The sequence below is a fragment of the Nostoc sp. ATCC 53789 genome, assembly GCF_009873495.1.
GTDB classification, from domain to species: Bacteria; Cyanobacteriota; Cyanobacteriia; order Cyanobacteriales; family Nostocaceae; genus Nostoc; species Nostoc muscorum_A.
In genome coordinates, this window is the sequence record NZ_CP046703.1 from 5,657,161 (window position 1) to 5,676,317 (window position 19,157).

The 19,157-nt window shown below is 39.8% G+C and carries 17 protein-coding genes; 7 read left to right on the forward strand and 10 right to left on the reverse strand.

Features of this window, described 5'->3' with window-relative positions; translation table 11 throughout:
- The first annotated feature begins 339 nt into the window (after positions 1–339).
- Together htpG and rpmB are read left to right on the forward strand one after the other, a co-directional pair.
- Positions 340–2,328 (forward strand): molecular chaperone HtpG, encoded by a 1,989-nt coding sequence (htpG, locus tag GJB62_RS23425; protein ID WP_114082228.1) that lies wholly within the window; start codon positions 340–342, stop codon positions 2,326–2,328.
- A gap of 263 nt (positions 2,329–2,591) precedes the next feature.
- Positions 2,592–2,828, forward strand: a complete 237-nt coding sequence (gene rpmB, locus GJB62_RS23430) for a 50S ribosomal protein L28 (RefSeq protein WP_114082227.1) — start codon at positions 2,592–2,594, stop codon at positions 2,826–2,828.
- Positions 2,829–3,006: 178 nt separating this feature from the next.
- On the opposite strand, the gene GJB62_RS23435 is transcribed toward rpmB, so the two are convergent.
- On the reverse strand, positions 3,007–3,645 hold the full coding sequence (locus GJB62_RS23435) for a Uma2 family endonuclease (RefSeq protein WP_114082226.1): 639 nt from the start codon (positions 3,643–3,645) through the stop codon (positions 3,007–3,009).
- 1,469 nt (positions 3,646–5,114) lie between these two features.
- Between GJB62_RS23435 and GJB62_RS23440 the strand changes: the two genes are divergently transcribed.
- Both GJB62_RS23440 and GJB62_RS23445 read left to right on the forward strand, forming a co-directional pair.
- Positions 5,115–5,714, forward strand: coding sequence for a helix-turn-helix domain-containing protein (locus GJB62_RS23440; RefSeq protein ID WP_114082225.1), 600 nt, complete (start codon positions 5,115–5,117; stop codon positions 5,712–5,714).
- Between the two features lie 21 nt (positions 5,715–5,735).
- Positions 5,736–8,798 (forward strand): peptidase domain-containing ABC transporter, encoded by a 3,063-nt coding sequence (locus GJB62_RS23445; protein ID WP_114082224.1) that lies wholly within the window; start codon positions 5,736–5,738, stop codon positions 8,796–8,798.
- Here the strand turns inward: GJB62_RS23445 and GJB62_RS23450 are convergent.
- A complete protein-coding gene (locus GJB62_RS23450; RefSeq protein WP_147262506.1) occupies positions 8,771–9,037 on the reverse strand; it encodes a hypothetical protein in 267 nt (88 codons plus the stop codon). The genes GJB62_RS23445 and GJB62_RS23450 overlap by 28 nt on opposite strands.
- A gap of 200 nt (positions 9,038–9,237) precedes the next feature.
- On the opposite strand from GJB62_RS23450, the gene GJB62_RS23455 reads away from it, so the two are divergent.
- Positions 9,238–10,785 carry an HlyD family efflux transporter periplasmic adaptor subunit gene (locus tag GJB62_RS23455; RefSeq protein ID WP_114082222.1) on the forward strand — a complete coding sequence of 516 codons (1,548 nt, stop codon included), beginning with the start codon at positions 9,238–9,240 and terminating at the stop codon, positions 10,783–10,785.
- Positions 10,786–11,166: 381 nt separating this feature from the next.
- Positions 11,167–11,949 (forward strand): peptidylprolyl isomerase, encoded by a 783-nt coding sequence (locus GJB62_RS23460; protein ID WP_114082221.1) that lies wholly within the window; start codon positions 11,167–11,169, stop codon positions 11,947–11,949.
- 166 nt (positions 11,950–12,115) lie between these two features.
- Here GJB62_RS23460 and GJB62_RS23465 read toward each other — a convergent pair whose 3' ends face one another.
- From GJB62_RS23465 to GJB62_RS23480, 4 genes are all read right to left on the reverse strand, one after another.
- Positions 12,116–12,628, reverse strand: coding sequence for a hypothetical protein (locus GJB62_RS23465; protein ID WP_114082220.1), 513 nt, complete (start codon positions 12,626–12,628; stop codon positions 12,116–12,118).
- A gap of 1,016 nt (positions 12,629–13,644) precedes the next feature.
- On the reverse strand, positions 13,645–13,938 hold the full coding sequence (gatC, locus tag GJB62_RS23470; RefSeq protein ID WP_114082219.1) for an Asp-tRNA(Asn)/Glu-tRNA(Gln) amidotransferase subunit GatC: 294 nt from the start codon (positions 13,936–13,938) through the stop codon (positions 13,645–13,647).
- Between the two features lie 83 nt (positions 13,939–14,021).
- Entirely contained in the window at positions 14,022–14,543 is a 522-nt protein-coding gene (locus tag GJB62_RS23475) for a photosystem I assembly protein Ycf3 (protein ID WP_012409902.1), read from the reverse strand.
- Between the two features lie 183 nt (positions 14,544–14,726).
- Positions 14,727–15,434: an SOS response-associated peptidase gene (locus tag GJB62_RS23480; protein WP_114082218.1), complete on the reverse strand. Its 708-nt coding sequence runs from the start codon at positions 15,432–15,434 to the stop codon at positions 14,727–14,729.
- Between the two features lie 198 nt (positions 15,435–15,632).
- Here GJB62_RS23480 and GJB62_RS23485 point away from each other — a divergent pair, with 198 nt between their 5' ends.
- On the forward strand, positions 15,633–16,244 hold the full coding sequence (locus GJB62_RS23485) for a glutathione S-transferase family protein (RefSeq protein WP_114082217.1): 612 nt from the start codon (positions 15,633–15,635) through the stop codon (positions 16,242–16,244).
- 101 nt (positions 16,245–16,345) lie between these two features.
- Here GJB62_RS23485 and GJB62_RS23490 read toward each other — a convergent pair whose 3' ends face one another.
- The 4 genes from GJB62_RS23490 to GJB62_RS23505 all read right to left on the reverse strand — a co-directional run bounded on the left by GJB62_RS23490 (position 16,346) and on the right by GJB62_RS23505 (position 18,603).
- Positions 16,346–16,573 (reverse strand): DUF167 domain-containing protein, encoded by a 228-nt coding sequence (locus GJB62_RS23490; RefSeq protein ID WP_114082216.1) that lies wholly within the window; start codon positions 16,571–16,573, stop codon positions 16,346–16,348.
- Positions 16,551–16,967: a DUF2809 domain-containing protein gene (locus tag GJB62_RS23495; protein ID WP_114082215.1), complete on the reverse strand. Its 417-nt coding sequence runs from the start codon at positions 16,965–16,967 to the stop codon at positions 16,551–16,553. The genes GJB62_RS23490 and GJB62_RS23495 overlap by 23 nt, the downstream gene beginning before the upstream one ends.
- Before the next feature lie 316 nt (positions 16,968–17,283).
- The gene (locus tag GJB62_RS23500) at positions 17,284–17,835 is read right to left on the reverse strand and encodes a DUF2231 domain-containing protein (protein WP_114082214.1); all 552 of its coding nucleotides are present in this window, start codon (positions 17,833–17,835) and stop codon (positions 17,284–17,286) included.
- Between the two features lie 27 nt (positions 17,836–17,862).
- A complete protein-coding gene (locus GJB62_RS23505) occupies positions 17,863–18,603 on the reverse strand; it encodes a DUF2993 domain-containing protein (protein ID WP_114082213.1) in 741 nt (246 codons plus the stop codon).
- Positions 18,604–19,157: the final 554 nt, after the last annotated feature.

Below are 19,157 nucleotides of genomic sequence, written 5' to 3' on the forward strand. Positions count from 1 at the left end.
GGAAGTAGGGAAATCCGAATCAGAAATGGGGGCAAACAATGCTCAAAAAAGGTGCGATCGCCTAAGCTATGCTTTTAAAATCCTAATTGGTATCATGTCCTTCTGTATTCTCCGGGTTTATCCTGGAAAGCAGAGGGCTAGGGCTTTTTTTCAAAGTCTTAGATCCCCCCAACCCCCCTTAAAAAGGGGGGCTAAGAATTTCTTAAAGTCCCCCCTTTTTAAGGGGGATTTAGGGGTATCTAAAAAATTAGGAGGCTAAACGAATAGTTTGAAAACACGCCCTAGGCTGTATAAGCCACTATCATCATTTCAGATACTAACATCGAAAAATTACCAATTATGCTAGAACAAGGCACTATCAGTATTCATACTGATAATATTTTCCCGATCATTAAGAAGTCGCTCTACTCAGATCATCAAATTTTCTTGCGGGAACTCGTATCCAACGCTGTAGACGCTATCCAAAAGCTGAAAATGGTATCCCGCGCTGGAGATTACGCTGGAGATATCGGCGAACCAGAAATTGAAATTGCCATTGACAAAGATAACAAAACCCTATCCATCTCCGATAACGGTATCGGGATGACCGCAGATGAAGTTAAGAAATATATCAATCAGGTTGCCTTCTCTAGCGCTGAAGAATTTATTCATAAATATGAAGGCAAATCAGATCAACCCATAATTGGGCACTTCGGTCTTGGTTTCTACTCTTCATTCATGGTGGCGCAAAAGGTAGAAATTGATACTCTATCTTATCAAGAAGGAGCGCAGGCGGTTCACTGGACTTGCGATGGTTCCCCAGCTTTCACCCTAGAAGATTCGTCCCGGACAACTCGTGGTACTACTATTACTCTCAGCCTCCAAGGAGAAGAAGAGGAATTTTTAGAGTCTGCACGAATTAAGAATCTTGTCAAGACCTACTGCGACTTTTTACCAGTACCAATAAAACTAGAAGGTGAGGTATTAAATAAGCAAAAAGCACCGTGGCGAGAGTCTCCAAGTAATCTGAGTCAAGAAGAGTATTTAGAGTTTTACCGCTACCTGTATCCTTTTCAGGAAGAACCTCTGTTGTGGGTGCATTTAAATACAGACTATCCCTTTATCATCAACGGGATTTTGTATTTCCCCAAAATGAGGCCGGATGTAGATGTTACGAAAGGTCAGATCAAGCTATTTTGCAATCAAGTTTTTGTTAGTGACAACTGCGAAGAAATTATTCCGCAATTTTTGATGCCGATGCGGGGTGTGATTGATAGCACTGATATTCCCCTGAACGTATCGCGTAGTGCCTTGCAAGGCGATCGCACCGTGAAGCGAATTGGTGACTACATTGCCAAAAAAGTAGGCGATCGCCTCAAAGAACTTTTCCGCGATAATCGTGAACAATACATTAGTGCTTGGAAAGACCTCGGAACCTTTGTAAAATTCGGCGTTCTCAACGACGATAAATTCAAAAAACAAATCGAAGATATCATCGTTTTCCGCACCACCGCCAAGTTGACAGAAAAAGTTGCGGCTGAAACTCCAGTAGTTGAAGTCCAGTCTTCAGACGGGGATGCTTGGCAAGATGTGACTCCTTCACCCAGCGCTGAAAACTCAACACCCACCGCACCTTACACCACACTCAAAGAATATCTAGAACGCAACAAAGAACGCAACGAAAACCGAGTTTTCTACAGCACCGATGAAACAACCCAAGCTACATACATAGAACTGCACAAAAATCAAGGTTTGGAAGTCCTGTTTATGGACTCCTTCATTGACACCCACTTTATCAACTTCCTAGAGCGGGAATATCAGGATGTCAAGTTTACACGGGTAGACTCAGATTTAGATAATACTCTGCTGGAACAAGATAAAGATAAGGAAATTGTCGATCCCAAGACGAACAAAACCCGCAGTGAGACGATTAAAGAGTTATTTGAGAAATCTCTCAACAAACCCAAACTCAACATCCGTACCGAAGCGTTGAAATCAGACGATCCTCAAGGTACACCACCTGCGATCGTTCTTTTACCAGAGATTCTGCGCCGCCTGCGAGAAATGAACGCCATGATGCAGCAGGGAACAGCAGAGTTTCCTGAAGATCACATTTTGCTGGTGAATACTGCTCACCCGCTAATTCAAAATCTGGCAAATCTGAACCAAGGTACTATTATCCAAGGTGACGGTCAATCGTCTACAGATCAGTTAGTGAACCTGATTTGTCAACACGTTTACGATTTAGCGCTGATGTCTCAAAAAGGATTTGACGCTGAAGGAATGAAATCTTTCGTCGAGCGATCGAATGAGGTACTCACCAAGCTGACTGAACAAGCTAGTAAATAGTTGGGAATTGGGAATTGGGAATGGGGAACTTGTACTGAGCGAAGCCGAAGTATTGGGTATGAAGACGAGACAAGGGAGATCAGGAAGAGGGGGGAGACTTACTTGTTCAATAATTCCCCCTTGTCCCCCTGCTCCCCTGCTCCCCTGCTCCCCCTGCTCCCCTTCCCCTTCCCCCTCATCTCCCCCACTCCCTTTTCCACTTCTGTTGTCTAAGACATAGAATGGAAAGGCTGTATTAAAATAACAATCTGGAGATACTTGCTATGTCTCGTCGCTGTGAACTAACTGGTAAGAAGGCAAATAACGCCTTTGCTGTTTCTCACTCCCACCGTCGTACAAAACGCCTTCAGCACGCCAATCTGCAAAGCAAGCGTGTTTGGTGGGCTGGCGGAAATCGCTGGGTCAAATTAAAGCTGTCCACCAAAGCAATTAAAACCCTAGAAGTTAAAGGGTTAGAAGCAATGGCGAAAGAAGCTGGTATTAACCTCAATCATTACTAAGTAATCTGGTATTTGATAACCTGAGACTATGTACGGGAGACAGGATAAGCGGCTTTGCCGCTATTCATCCTGGTTCCCTACCAAAATAGAACTGAAATTAGACGGCTCATTACCCAAAATTAATTCTGAATTACGAATTACGTTAGCGTAGCCTATTACGAATTACGAATTATCCCTGTTATATCTGCTTTTGTACCCAAAGACGAAAAGCTTTGAATGTTGCATTTCTGCCTTCGGTTATAGTTTGCTCAAGATATTGAGTAATCGCTTCACCTAATTTAAACTGAGGAAAATTTAGGCTTTGCTGAGACTCTACATAATGACCATCTTGCAGAACATTAATTTGGAGCTTTCCTTTGTTAAAACGCCAAAGCTCAGGTACTTTTAAAGCTTCATAAATATTAGGATGAGTGCGAGAAGTAATGTCAACTTCTATAGCTAAATCTGGAGGGGGGTCTACTGTTAAATCTAGACGCTTCTTTCCACGAATTTTAGATTCATTTTTTATATAGAAACACTGGTCAGGTTCTATACCTTGAGCCATTACTTGGTTTTTGAAAGTTGTAGAACCAAGACTGATGAACTCAGTATTTAGCTCTTCCAGAAGCGCTTTGACTAAATCGCCAATAATTTCTTTATCATATTCATGTTCTGGCAGTGGTGCCATAATCTCCAGTATTCCCCTGTCATAAGCAATTCGTGCTACACGGTGTTCCCCTAAATCCTCTAGAATTGTTTCCAATTCTTGCCAGGTTACATCTCGCAGTAACACTCTTTGTCCTGGTGGAACATGGATGCGCTTTAATTCCAACAACATCATCTTCACTCCCAGTAGCTTATATCTAAATTTAGCTTACCTAATTCATTGCGACAATTTTTGCTTGTATCGAATTGTCGAATGCCTACACGCCGCAGCTTGTTGTCGGATATCACCTAACTCCTCATAGAAATGTCAGCAGGGGAGCATGGTTTAAAGAAAAAACCTCTGGGGACTCCAGAGGTTTTAGTTCCTGATTTAGTTTCTATTGGTTACTACAATTTGTCCTCAGTCATTTCCAGATAGAGAAGGAAATTATTTGATTTGAAAGAAATTAAGGGTAAGCACACTCTTTAGAAGTGTCTAAATATACTAAGCCAAAAACTAATGAATGACCTTGCAAAAATATTTCTTGAACCAAAGGAAACTGTCAACTTTTTCAAAAATTTAGTAAAACCTGTCTTTAGCTAGAGCAAATTAGTCGTAAATACGTCTATAAATGCTTTTTTGCCAAACTAGAATATTTTCATACTATAGATAGATATATATATCATATATATGGCAGATAGTAAGGGATGTAGTTTTCCTACTATGGACAGATGTAGACTTAATATAAACTCATAAAAATCCTGTATTTTTTAGCAGACAATAAGTTAGGTATCTTGCCATTTGTTCCGATAATAAATTTTAAATGAGCAATTATTATTAAAGCGGAAACTCTATGTTAAACTCTTACTTTTTTTATTCCGATGATTTGTAATATTTTAGTGAAAATATTATCAAGTTTTGGTAAATATTTTTTATTTTTTGTGAAAGCTATTGACTAGATGTAGGATTATCCTTAAATAAGTAATAGTGGATTAAGATAAAGATTGGGTAACTGTCACTTCAGCGTTGCAATTTTCTTCGAATTAGGTTCAAATTTAGGACTATCTACTGATGAGAAAGCCACTAGTTTTAGATAGTCTAAGAAGTAGATTATTATTCATACCTGACCTTGAATGTTTTTCGCTTCCCATTAACGTAACAAGATCCAATTTTTCGTTGGTAATCAAAACTTAACCTACTTAAATATTAGTAGGTTAATCTATAAACCGTATTGTAAAACTCAGTAAAATCATCAATATAAGGGCTACCCGAAGCCTTGAAAGTGTTTACCTATTACCATCAACTAGGGGTAATGGTCTTAACCAATACCATTATTGCACCGGGCTTCAGGAAAATCTGTCAAATTTTAGCGGCTAACAAGTGATTGGTTTAATTGTTTGAAGTATTTTTATTCCAAGTGAAGACCATTAACGTCCAATTTTAATTTATTAAAACCTGAATCAAGACAGTAATATCGCTCCTAAATCATCAGAATATTAGGGGTATATATACCTGTCGCTATTTGCACACCGCGTCAATATTTAATTAACCTCCTAGGCTCAATTAATTTGCAGTTGTAAATCTTGGTATCTCAGGATTAAAAACAGTTGCGAAAGACACATTTGCCCACATTTTATACTTGGTAGAAACTGATAAAAATTATGTCAGAAAATTTCAGTCAAGAGAAAGCTTTTGAATGCTATGACATGCACGAGAGCAAGTTCTTAACACCTTTCCAACGGAAGGCACTGCTGAAAAACCTGCAAGCTAATTTACAACCAGAATATCGTCGGCGGATTGAAATTATGTTACTTGCTGATAAAGGTAAATCTCAAAGCCAAATCTGTGAAATCTTAAGTTGTTCCCAAGAAATGGCACGGTACTGGATTGGTGTAGCAGAAGCAGGTTTAGCACATAAATGGAATGAGCGACCGATAGGTAGACCAAAAACTGTTAACGATCAATATATTGAACGCTTGAAAGAATTGGTAAGTAATAGTCCGCGTGAATATGGTTACGCATTTAGCTGCTGGACAGCACAATGGTTAAGTAAACACTTAGCAAATGAATTTGGCATTGCAATTACCGATCGCCATGTTAATCGGCTGCTAAAAAAAATGGGACTTTCTACTAAGCGCAAAAATTCTTGTCCACAAGAAACTGACAAAAATAAAGATGCTGGCATTACAATCTGTGACTTGCAATCTAACTCTGAACCTAGTTTGCATTGGTCATTTAATCTAATTCAGACCAATAACTAATACTGTTTTGGAGGTTAGAAAATGCCATCAGCGTTTTCCCAGCAATATTTAGCTGAACAAATTACCCAAGTCTTGGGTAAGTCGCTGTCAAAGGAAGAACTTGATACGTGTCTTGGAGGGCTGAAGATTGTCGAACCACAAGTAGCAAAGCAGTTTTGGCAAGCAACTACAACTGACACAGGAATTTATATTGTCCTGGGTGGTAAAGTCAGGCTGCTGGATAGCTCTAACAATTTAATTACTACTCTCTTTTCTGGATCGTCATTTGGCGAGTTGACTTTATTTCCAGAAAAGGAATTTAGTCCTTATGTTGCTAGAGCTTCGGCAAATTTAAAGCTTTGTTATATCAACCAAGAGACTTTACAAGAGGTAATTCGGACATCGCTTAGTGTCCGCGATCGCCTTTTAAGACGCGCAGAGGTCTGGGATTTGCTGCTGTTATGTTGTTACAACTCCTTAATTGGGCATAATGGCACCGTTGAGGAGACGTTTAAAGCGCTATCTCTATTTGAGCGACACAATCTAGAAAGTGGTTCTTTAAGTGCCAATCTCACTAAAGATATCAAGCTTTGGTTGCTGCATCGGGGCGAACTGCTAGATTCTCATGGGCGAAGATTGACACCTGGAAACATCTACCTGAATCCCAAAGAGGGAAGTTTGCAGGTAGCACAATCAGCGATCGCTTACAGTTTGAGTAATGCGGATTGGCAAACAGCCCTACAACACTGGCCGCAATTAGCAGAGTTGATAGATTCCCAAGAGCCTCAAACTGTCCTGGAGAGTGGAGATTTGGGGCTGGGGACTAGGAAAGACTTTTCCCAATCCCCACAATCCCCAATTCCTAGCATTGAGCCAAAACAAAAGCAAAAAAGACAACGGCCGTACTTTCCTAGCCCAAAGGTAAGGGCTGGGCATTGGTTGGGACGCTTGACTAAACGGTATCCGTTTTTTGAACAACAAAGCGCTTCTGACTGTGGAGCATCTTGTCTAGTGATGATTAGTCGCTATTGGGGTAAGCGCTTTAATGTTAACCGCATCCGAGATTTAACTAACGTTAGCCGTAGTGGGGCATCAATGCGGGGTTTGACAGCAGCCGCAGAAAGTATCGGCTTTGCTAGCCGTCCGGTGAAAGCTAGCTTCGATAAACTAGCCCAACAACCCCTACCTGCGATCGCTCACTGGGAAGGTAAGCACTATGTTGTCGTCTATGAAGTCAATAAAAAACGGGTAATTATTGGCGACCCCGCCATCGGTCAACGTACCCTTACTGCTAGCGAATTTAAAGCCGGTTGGACTGGTTACGCCCTGTTATTACAACCCACAGACTTACTCAAAGAAACCCAAGAAGCGACTACAGCATTTTGGCAATTTTTTGATTTAGTCAAACCTCACTCGCAAGTACTGCTAGAAGTGTTTATCGCTTCGGTGTTGATTCAGGTGTTTGGACTAGTTACACCTCTATTTACCCAGCTACTGTTAGACCGAGTAATTGTCCAGGGAAGTACCCTAACTTTAAACGCCGTTGGTTTAGGCTTACTAATTTTTGGTTTTTTCCGCGTTGCTCTGAATGGACTGCGGCAATATCTACTAGATCACACAGCCAATCGTCTGTCACTAACACTGCTGGTAGGTTTTATTAAGCATACCTTTCGCTTGCCCCTAGCTTTTTTTGAGTCGCGGTACGTTGGCGATATTGTCTCTCGCGTCCAAGAAAACCAAAAAATTCAGCGCTTTCTAACTGGAGAAGCACTGTCTATTGGTTTGGATTTGATGACAGTATTTGTCTATGTGGCATTGATGTTTTGGTATAGCTGGCAAATGGCATTGTTCAGTTTAGCGATCGTCCCGCCTTTTGTATTATTGGCGCTGGTCGCTACACCTTTTTTGCGCCGCATTAGCCGCGAAGTTTTTAATGCTTCAGCTAAAGAGAACAGTTATTTGATTCAATCCCTCACGGGTATTCGCTCAGTTCGCTCAATGGCAATTGAGCAAACAGTCCGATGGCATTGGGAAGAACTGCTGAATAATGTCATTAAAAAGACCTTTAGCGGCCAGGTAATTAGTAACCAACTACAAATTTTCAGTTCTAGTATCGAATCACTAGTTACTACAGGATTACTCTGGTTTGGTGCATGGCAGGTAATTCAAAATCAACTAACCATTGGACAATTAATTGCCTTCAATATGTTGTTAGGAAACGTTATTCGACCTTTCCAACGACTCGTTGTCCTGTGGAATCAGTTGCAAGAAGTGATCATTTCCACTGAGCGAATTAATGATGTTTTAGAAGCAGAGCCAGAAGAAGATTTACAATTTCAACCACGTCAGACTTTAAGTAGTTTACGCGGTCATATTGTATTTGAAAATGTGACTTTTCGTTATCATCCAGAAAGTGATATTAACGTGTTAGAAAACCTCAGTTTTGAAATCAAACCTGAGCAAACTATAGCAGTTGTAGGTCGTAGTGGTTCTGGAAAAACAACCCTCTCCAAACTGATTTTAGGGCTATATCTGCCGACGGATGGCAAAATTTTGATTGATGGTCAAGATGTGACTAATATTTCTCTGCGATCGCTCCGCTCCCAAATCGGCGTTGTAGACCAAGATACCTTTTTGTTTGGCGGTACGATTCAGGAGAATATCAGTATTGCTCATCCAGAAGTTTCGCAAGAAGAAATTATTGAAGCGGCGCGGCTAGCAGGAGCAGATGAGTTTATTAAGCTAATGCCAATGGGCTACGAAACCCAAATTGGTGAAGGTGGGGGTATGTTATCCGGTGGACAACGCCAACGCCTAGCGATCGCTCGTGCTTTGTTAGGAAACCCCTGCTTCTTGATATTCGATGAAGCAACCAGTCACTTAGACGCTGAATCTGAGCGGATTATTCAGCACAACCTGACAAAAATTCTTCAAGGACGCACAAGTTTAATTATTGCTCATCGTCTCTCTACAGTGCGTAATGCTGACTTAATTTTGGTTTTAGATCGGGGCATTTTGGTCGAAAGCGGCACTCATGAGCAATTAATCGCTAAAAAAGGACATTATTTTTATCTCAATCAGCAACAACTAGCGCAAACAGGTTGAAAGGGACTCAGAAATAGGGGATGAAGGAAATTAGATATTCGTTCATCCACCTTTGAACTGGATTCATCCACCTCAAATACTCGTTCATCCACCTTTGAACTGGATTCATCCACCTCAAATACTCGTTCATCCACCTTTGAACTGGATTCATCCACCTTTGAACTGGATTCATCCACCTTGGAACTGGATTCATCTACCTCAGATACTCGTTCATCCACCTTTGAACTGGATTCATCCACCTCAGATACTCATTCATCCACCTTTGAACTGGATTCATCTACCTCAGATACTCATTTATCCACCTTTGAACTGGATTCATCTACCCCAAATACTCATTTATCCACCTTTGAACTGGATTCATCTACCCCAAATACTCAAAATCTCCAATCTAGCCCTAATTACAAATTAGCCTGTCCCTAATCCCCAACGTCCAATTCTTATGCCAAACCCATCTAATAATTCATCATCCGCCTTCGCTATCCCAAAACCAACTGAATTTCACCTGGTGGAAAACACAAATGCCATCTTTCATCCTCAGACACAGAAAACATCTGAAGCAAACGATTGGTTTTATGGCACCGAGGAACTACTAGATGCCTTACCAAAACTCTGGACGCGCTCCCTGTTGTATTTACTGGTAGGCTTTGCTGGAATCATCTTACCTTGGGCAATGCTTTCTAAAGTTGATGAAACAGGGAGCGCTAGAGGACGCATGGAACCTGAAGGAGCTACCCAAAAATTAGATAGTCCAGTTACTAGTAGCATTACCGCCGTCAATGTCAAAGAAGGCTCAACTGTAAAAGCAGGACAGATTTTAGTTCAATTAGAGTCTGATGTGCTGCGAACGGATTTGCAGCAGGTGCAGACAAAACTGGAAGGTTTATTGAATCGGCGATCGCAACTGGATCTCCTGAAAAACCAAATTATCTTGACGATTAACATCCAAGAGCAACAAAATAAATCCCAAGAATTAGAAAAACTTGCTCAAGTTAGTCAGGCACAGCAAAATCTTGATGCTAAACAGAGTACCTATAACTCACAAAGACTAGAAAAATTGGCTTTAGTGCAACAAGCTAGCCAGAATATCAGTTCTACCCAAATTGCTCAAAAGTTAGCGAAGAGTCGTTTCAGCCGAGATGTCACAGAAGTTGCGCGTTATCGCCAGCTTTTGCGGCAAGGTGCAATTCCCCAAATCAAAGTTGTGGAATTAGAAAAGATTGCAGAAGAAAGTCAACGCTTACAGGAACAAGCAAAATCTGATATCACACAAGCACAGTTGCGCTTAAAAGAAGAACTTAACCGCTATCAGTCGTTGATGAGTCAAGCCCTTTCAGATATTCAGCAGGCAAAACTTAGTCTGCAAGAACAGCAAAGCAGCTATCGCAGTGTGGTGCAAGCAGGTAGACTAGCGGTGCTGAAAAATCAGGAACAGCTTAAAGATTTACAAGGACAAATTACTAACCTGCAATCAGAAATTGCTCAAACAGGAAGCCAGATTACATCTTTACAGCTACAGATGCAACAACGAATAGTGCGATCGCCTATTGATGGCACAGTTTTCGAGTTGCCTATCCACAAACCAGGATCTGTAGTAGAACCAGGACAGATGCTTGCCCAAATTGCGCCCAGCAATACTCCTTTGATTCTCAAAGCGCAGATGCCTAGCCAACAAAGCGGTTTTTTAAAGGTAGGAATGCCAGTTAAAATCAAATTTGATGCTTATCCCTTCCAAGATTATGGGGTAGTGCAAGGGCGCGTTAGCTGGATTTCGCCTAACTCGAAAGTTCAAACGACGAATCAAGGTAACATCGAAACCTATGAGTTGGAAATCTCCCTACTTCAGCCTTATATCCAAACTGCCAACAAACGTATCCCTCTAACACCAGGTCAAACTGCAAGTGCAGAGGTGATTATCCGCCAACGCCGGATCGTAGATTTTATTTTAGATCCGTTTAAGAAGTTACAACAAGGTGGTTTGGAGCTTTAGAAATTTGCCAACTTACAGCAATTTTCAGGTAATTAAACCGTAGCTTAGAGTATGAACAACAAGATCCCCGACTTCTTAAAAAAGTCGGGGTGAGCCTCATGGTTCAATTTCTATCAAGCATTACTAACTTGTATGTGAAAAATTATTTTATTTTGATTTTTAATTACTTGTATTTTTTACTGGTATTTATAATCTTAATGCAAAAATATTAATTTTATAAAAAGATTTTCACAATCGCACAAAATTAAATATTAAGGCTACTATTAGACAGAGGCAATAAATAATTAAATCTGAAAATTATAGTATAGATGTAATTAATATTGTCCGATTAATCCTGATAATATCCTAATGATTTAGGTTAGCCATTGGAGGAATTAAATGATGTCAAATGTATTGACTGTTTCTCCTGATGATATTCTTGACCACATAAAGCTTGCTTGCCAAATCCCTAATGTATTAGAGTCGATCGCAACCAGAAAAATTATTGAACAGGAAGCGAAAAAGGCAGGTATTCAAATTGGTTTAGAAGAACTGCAACGCGCAGCAGATAGCTTGCGTTTAGCCAATCAACTGCTCAAAGCAGAAGACACCTGGGCGTGGTTAGAAAAATATCATCTTTCTTTAGACGACTTTGAAGCAATAGCCGAAAACAACCTTCTCTCAGCCAAATTAGCAAATCATTTATTTGCAGACAAAGCTGAACAATTTTTTTATGCACACCAACTCGATTACATTGCAGCAGTCACTTATGAAGTTGTATTAGATGATGAAGATTTAGCGCTAGAACTATTTTATGCGCTGCAAGAAGGGGAAATTAGTTTTCAACAAATCGCCCGTCAATACATCCAAAATACTGAAATACGCCGGGCTGGAGGATATCAAGGAATACGTCTACGCACTGATTTTAGACCGGAGATTGCAGCAGCCATCTTTGCTGCTAATCCCCCACAAATTCTCAAGCCAATAACTACTCCCAAAGGAGTGCATATAATTGCAGTTGAGGAAATCATTAAACCTCAATTAGACGAACAAAGACGACTGAAAATCATTGGAGACTTGTTTACTAATTGGTTAAAGTCACAAACTGCTGCTATGGAAATAGTCACAAAGCTCACAAAGGATACTAGTTCTAAAGTATCTAAAGATGTTTTAATACAGGCTTAAGACCATTACCATCATTTGTGGTGGCTTTAGCGCTTTTCTGGTTGCAGCCAATCTCTTACGCAACGCAACCATACCACTGTTCTAAGATAGGATTGCTACAAGTATTGACGTTAGGGGAGAGGTGACAGCTAATAGAGAATAATCTGTACCCAATCCCCTTTAAATATCAGTGTTTAATTTCCAAATTAAGTATGTAGCATCCTAACTGGACTTTTTCTGCCCACAATTCATATTCCAGACGCATAAGCTCTGGTAAAGGATGTCCGTTGAGAGTTAGGCTACTAGTAAAATTTCGTAACCGAATAGGGTCGTTAGGTTGCAACGACTCAGTTGGCAACCAATAGCGACTAATACCATAAACGCCCTGTTCCCAAAAGTGACGGTAACTCACTTGAGCGTTACCTTGCATAGTCATGATGACTCGATAAGGGGAAATCTCTAGCCACAAAATTCTCGGACTGTTAGGGGCGTAAGCTTTGCTCTTACTTTGGGGAAGCGTATCCTCTGGACTTACGACACTCTCGACTTCACAGCTTATTAGGGGCGGTGCAGTTAGCAGCAAATGGAATCTATCAGTATCTTTTTGATACAATGTCGCAGCAGTTTCGACAACAGACCAGATTGGTAGGTCAGTAGAAATAAGTGATAAGCACACGGGCTTGCGGTGATGAGTCAGCATGGGAGCGATAAGGGCTAAAAGCTATTGAACAAAGTGAAATGAACACTCTAGCTGTCTAATAAATCAGGATAAGGAACTAAATAGTAAAACAGGCTTAATATTAATGAATCCGCTAATTTGTTATTAAGCTACATAAATCCGCATATAAACGGGTGTAATGTCAGCTTAGAAAGCAAAATCGGTACTTTTTCTAGAGACAGCTAATTCGTAAGCAAAGCTTGTAAATATTCTAAGGCTATAGCCTTAAAAGAGTGAGAGTCGTTTTGGATGCTAAGAAACCTTCTTGAGGGAGACTTCCCGTAGCTTGAAGTAAGTTTCATACAGCAAAAGGTGATAGGATACTGGCAATAAGTCACCAGCAGTAAAAAAAAAGTCCCTGCTGAACTCTCGATGTATTCAAAAGCCAGTTTATCCTAATATCGGCTTCTGTTATAACCCAGAGACGGAACTTCAAAATGTAGTATGTATTTATTTTACAAAAATACCTTAAATGTTTATCGAACGCATTAAGTATTTATACTTAATGCAGTCTGGATTTGAGGTTAACAAACAACATTGCAGCCATAGCTAACTACTCGAAATTTATCTAGAATCTATTACAAAAAATATTATTTAGGGAAAGTTAATATTCCTATACTTAAAGGTATTAATTTATCTATCAAAGACGGAATCGCACAGAAAAATCACTGATAAGGGTGAGATTACTGCAACAGAACGAATCTTTAACCACCCAAATCAACTTTCTGAAGGTCAGTCAATAAGCTGACTTTAGTTGTAACAGATAACCGACGGTTGCATTAGATAGCAAAATATCCCAAGAAGTGATGAATTTGCTATCAGAGTTGAACGAGCAGTGAATGAATATTGTGATAGTAACTCACAAACAAAATATTGCAGATCAAACAAAACAACTGATTTATGTCCAGGATGGTTTAATTGTCTCTTGATTACCCAGATATCAAATAACTAATCTAGATTTTTTTGCAATTATTTTCTCTGCTCAACAGTCTTGTTACTTAGTCATTGCTGTTAAGAATTTTTGGAACTTTGAAAAATTCGCCTTCCTGTTCAGGCGCACTGTTAAGAATACTTTCACGATTAGCATAGGGTTGCAATTCATCCTCTCGTGTGATATTGCTAACATCAATTGCCCGTGTTGTTGGGGGCACGTTACTGACATCCAGCTCATCCAACTGTTGAATATAATCCAGAATACTTCCCAATTGGGTAGTAAATTGTTCCTCTTCTTCTGGAGTCAATTCTAAACGAGCCAGATTAGCTACTTTATGAACTTGTTCTTGGTCAATCATAAATTGTTATTTGTCATTGGTCATTTTTCATTTTTAATTGGTCATTAGTCCTTAGCAAGTGACAAAGAACTAATGACTAATGACTAAAAGAATACGTCAATCTGCGATCGCCCGGTGGTTTTCAACCAGTTTTGGGCTTCGATGTAGTTATTGGGAGCCATGCGAATAGCTCGAATCCAATAGTCTGCGGCTTGGTCAAAAAGTGCTTCGCCAGCCTCGTTATCTCCAGCTTCTTTTTCCTTTTCGCCTTGGTAGTGATAAATCACAGCGATATTGTTCAAGGCTTGGGGTAGGCGTGGGTTTAACTCAATTGCCTGGTGATACAGTTCTAAAGCTTTGTTGTGGTCGCCGTTGCTGGCATAGATTAGCCCCATGTTGTAGAGAATATAACCGCGATCGTTGGTATCTTCCTCTAGTGTTAAAGCTTCTTCATAGTACTCCAATGCTTCAGCATATTCCCCTTCTGCTTGGGCCGACATGCCATCTCGATAATAAACAAACGCTTCTTTAGCTTTTTTGTTAGTTGGCAGGATCTTCAAGATGATATCTGCCATCACTGTAAAGGATTTGTCAACAAAATTATCGTTTTTTTGTGTTCTTGGCATATTTGTCTCTGGGTATTACTAGGTATGGGGCATGGGGCATGAGGCATTGGGCTAGGCACAAGAGGTAGAGGTGCAAAGGGACAGAGAGGAAAAACTTACTGCAACTTCTCCTCTGCTCCCCTGCTCCTCTGCTCCCTGCTCCTTCATCTCCCTCATCTCCCAATCCCTTAGCACGCTCAATAGTTAATTTAACTGATTTGTGGGGGCGTTCTCCTCTCTGAGTGGGATGATGCACTCTGGGCTATTATGCCGAGAGTTGTTTACCAAGGTGCTAACTGGATACGCAATCATTGCTGGCGCTGGATAGGGAAGCAATAGCTGCTGTAGGGTTTGGGGCGTTTGGATTTGAGAATCTAGCCATAAATCGTAATCTTTTGGCTCTAGAATCACTGGCATCCGGTCGTGGATAGGTTGAAGTAATTCGTTTGCTGCCGTTGTCAAAATTGTACAAGAGATTATTTCGTCGTTAGCAGGCGATCGCCATTTCTCCCATAAACCGGCAAAGCCGAAGGGTTGCCCATCTTCAAGACGAAAATAAAACGGCTGCTTTTTACTTTTACCTTGTTGACGTTGCCACTCATAAAAGCCATCAGCTAACACTAAACAGCGACGATGTTTAAAAGCCGAACGAAAAGCTGGTTTTTCGGCAACAGTTTCTGCCCTAGCATTAATCAGCTTTGCTCCCATTCCTGCATCTTTTGCCCATGAGGGAATTAATCCCCAATGCAACTGCTGAAATTCACGCTTTTCGCTTTCGGGGTTTTGTAACACAGTTGCCACCATTTGGGTAGGCGCGATATTAAAGTTGGCTGCTAAATCTAGAACTGGCTCGACATGGAAAACTTGGGCTAAAGCTTCTACTGACTGGTTTAGAGTAAATCTTCCACACATAGTTTTATTCCCAACCACTAACTAAATTAAATATTTCAATCTAGAAATCAATAATATTTTTTTTATTTTTTCAGATAATTTTATCTAGTACTCAAAAGCTAAATTTTAAAAGAAATTATCCGGTTTTGGGAAAATATTTTGGTAAGATATTGTATTTTAAACCTTCACTTATCAACATATTGATAACTGTATTTTAGCATGGAACTACTGCGTTTGTACGATTTTTTACCTTCCGGTAATGGCTATAAGATACGTCTTTTATTCACACAACTAGGTATGCCTTTTGAAAGGGTAGAGCTTAATATTTTGAAAGGTGAGACTCGAACACCAGAATTTTTAAGTAAAAATCCTAACGGAAAGATACCTATTCTAGAAATTGAGCCAGGGGAATACTTAGCAGAATCAAATGCCATATTGGTATATCTGAGTGAAGGGACAGAATTTTTGCCTTATGACCGCTTTTTAAGAGCGCAAGTGCTGCAATGGTTATTTTTTGAACAGTATAGCCATGAACCTTTTATTGCCACATCAAGATTTTGGATTTCTATTTTAGGTAAAACTGAAGAATATAGTGAAGCTATCAAGGAAAAACGCGAACCAGGTTATGCAGCACTTAGCTTGATGGAAAAACATTTAACCTCTAACACTTTTTTTGTGGGAGAGCGTTACACAATTGCTGATATTGCATTGTTTGCTTATACTCATGTAGCTGACGAAGGTGGGTTTGATTTAACACCATTTTCTGCTATTCAAGCTTGGATAGAAAGAGTCAAAGCTCAACCAAGATATATCAGCATTACAGAAGTATAAAAAGTTGATGTTACAAGTTTGTATCTCTCATTTATTGCCTCTGGTAGGGGTTATATTGGCAAAGAGGTAAAGTTTTTCAAGAAGACATTACTCAGTATCAACTAAGTATCTGTATCAATTTCTATCATCTTTTGCCGAGAGGATAAACCCGACTTGATTCTGATATCAGATTTGGCTACATCAAATTTCTTTGCTAGGAGTTTAATTAACTCTTCATTAGCCTTACCATCAACTGGAGGCGATTTTAAATATACAGTCAGACTACCATCAGGTTGTTCCTCAATTTTTTGCTGTTTTGAATTAGGTTTAACTTTGACTTTTTTTTGCATAACCCATTTTATATAATTGTCGCAGCCATAACCAACCTGCAATACAACCCAATGCGTAATGAGGAAAATCCCACCATACAAAAGTAGTACCAAGTAATAATTTACCTATCAAGGTGGCACGAATTTCATTTAATAGTGGCGGATGCCAAAGTTGTAAGAATTCTAGTATACAGGTGATGACAAAAACCCATATAGGAATTTGGATTATGGCCGCCCGACTTCTGAACAACCAAAAAGCAAATAGACACCAAAATATTTCATAAAGTATATCTCCTCCGTAGTCATTAAACCACTGATGACCAGGCCCACTGTAAAACTTAGAAAAAAGGCCCATCGGTACAACGATGAGCATAGAAATAATAATAAATATTGTTTGTTTACGAGATTCGAGCATTTTATGAAGGCTAAAGACTAAGGAAAATTTTAGCCTCTACACTGCTCTTTCTTAAGAATTCCTAATTTTGTATTTTATTAATAGTACTTACATAAAACTACACGCTGTAGGGGAAATACCCTGCGGGTGACGCTCGTACCTCTTTACAAGACGCTGCGCGTAGCTTGCTTCCCCACAAGGGTATGCTACCGCTACGCTAACGCTACTTCCTTTATGCCGGAGAACCCATACACCGGAATGGCTCACCGCTTTACGCCTACATGAATTGTCCTAAGAAGAACATCTTTCTTTTCGACTATTGTTTGCCTAAGTCTTGTTAGGGATATCTTCTGCTACCAGCGCCCACTACACCGATTTTGTGGCGATAGGAGAGTTCGGCACCGAACCAGCCGGAAGCGCTGGTCAGCGTACCAACAACGAGCGAAATTAACAGTCCCCAGGGAACTATTCGGGATTCAGCGTCGCCCCAACGTAGGAGGAAGTTGACGAGTGATAAAACTAGGATAGAAACGTTAAGGATCAAATGCACCCAACCGGCGGTGCGCTTGCGAACTCGTTCAATTTTCAAAAAGTCGCTCAAACCGATCGCAGCAGCGAGTAAACCTCCAGCTAATCCGAGTCCGATTAACCATAGTGAAGCCCTAGCCCAAAAGAAATCACTAGTTAACCAGTAGCCGATGTCACTTCCCAAGGCGGCGGCTAAAAAGGCGATGGGAAAGATCACACTCAGGGGATGTAGGGGATGTCCTGCGATCGCAACTGTGCTAGGTACGCCAGTATCCCGATATTCACTGTCATTACTTTCAATAACTGGTGGAATATTGGGAAAAGGTGTTGAACTTGTTTGCGTTGTTTCTGTACTTTCCATTATTTAGTATCCTCAATTAATTAGTTTTTAAGCAGAAGGAATTTGTTCAATATAAGCTTCAGCTTTTAGAGTTAGCTTGCCTACATCTGCTCTTAGTTGCCTAACTTGTAGATTCATTCCCTCTAAATCAAAATTACTCAGATTCAAAATCTCGCTAGTTTCATCTATCAAAGCTTTTGTCAAATCTGGCGATATTTCTTCACTTTCCCCATACTCAACATTTTCTAGAGAAACTGTTTTCCCATTAGGGCTTATCTGAGGGATCGCAGAAAAAGCAACTTGGTGGTTTTCACCTGTCTCTACTAATTTTATACTGGCATTTAGTGCTATTTTTCCATCACCAGGTAGCCGAAAGTCTACATTTTGTGGTTCAATAGTCGTCAATTGCCCGTTAACATGGATTTTTTGACTTTGCAGCTGCGATCGCACATATTCTGAGTTAAAGGCGCGATTGATATCAGCTTCAGTTAACACAACCTGGGCATTAGCTTCAGTAGGTTGGGTAAGTTCGATTTTTCCGAAAGCCACACTCAGAGGATTGATGGCAACGTCAGTCATTTGCATTTTTAATTCCTCCATACGGAGGTCTTTTTGCATTACTAAACCTTCGCCTTCAATGCTGACTGAATCTACCTGTCCCTGAACGAGTTTCAACGGGTCTGTTTTAATGTTTACATCTAAGTTTTCGGCTTCATCTAATTGGCTAGACAAGCCTATCTCTGCGGCTTTATTTAGCGCCTGCTCTCCTAATCCAGAACTTTCTGGCATTATTAAATTAACTCCTATAAATAGCTAAATAACATATCCTTGAATTAATTTAATAAATTAAGATCATATTTTTATCTATCTGGCGAGGTAATATATATTTAAATATTATCTATCTAGAAGTAGAAGGATATAATTTATAGTAATTTTAAACGACTTTTAATTTAGAAAATGTTCATGTTTAATGGGTATAAGGTTTCCTCATATTTATAATATTCTGTTAAAAATAGACTAAAATAAGCACAAAACTTTCACCAATTAATATTTATTTATTTAGATATTGAGTAATTAAACCATTCTCACAAAAAGCTAAAGCTTGCTAATTTTTACGATCGAATAACCATCCTACTAATTAAACACTATTATTAATATATTCTTTCATCTTGGCTTTGAATTTTGCCGATTTGTCATTTTGAGAAATAATTTCAATTATAAAATTAAGTGCTAAGTTAATAAATTTATCTTATTACTGATATAAACTCTTCTGGAAAGCGTCATTTATCGAAAAAATCAGCATCAAGCGAAGCAATCTGACAAGTCATCGCAAGCTTGATAGA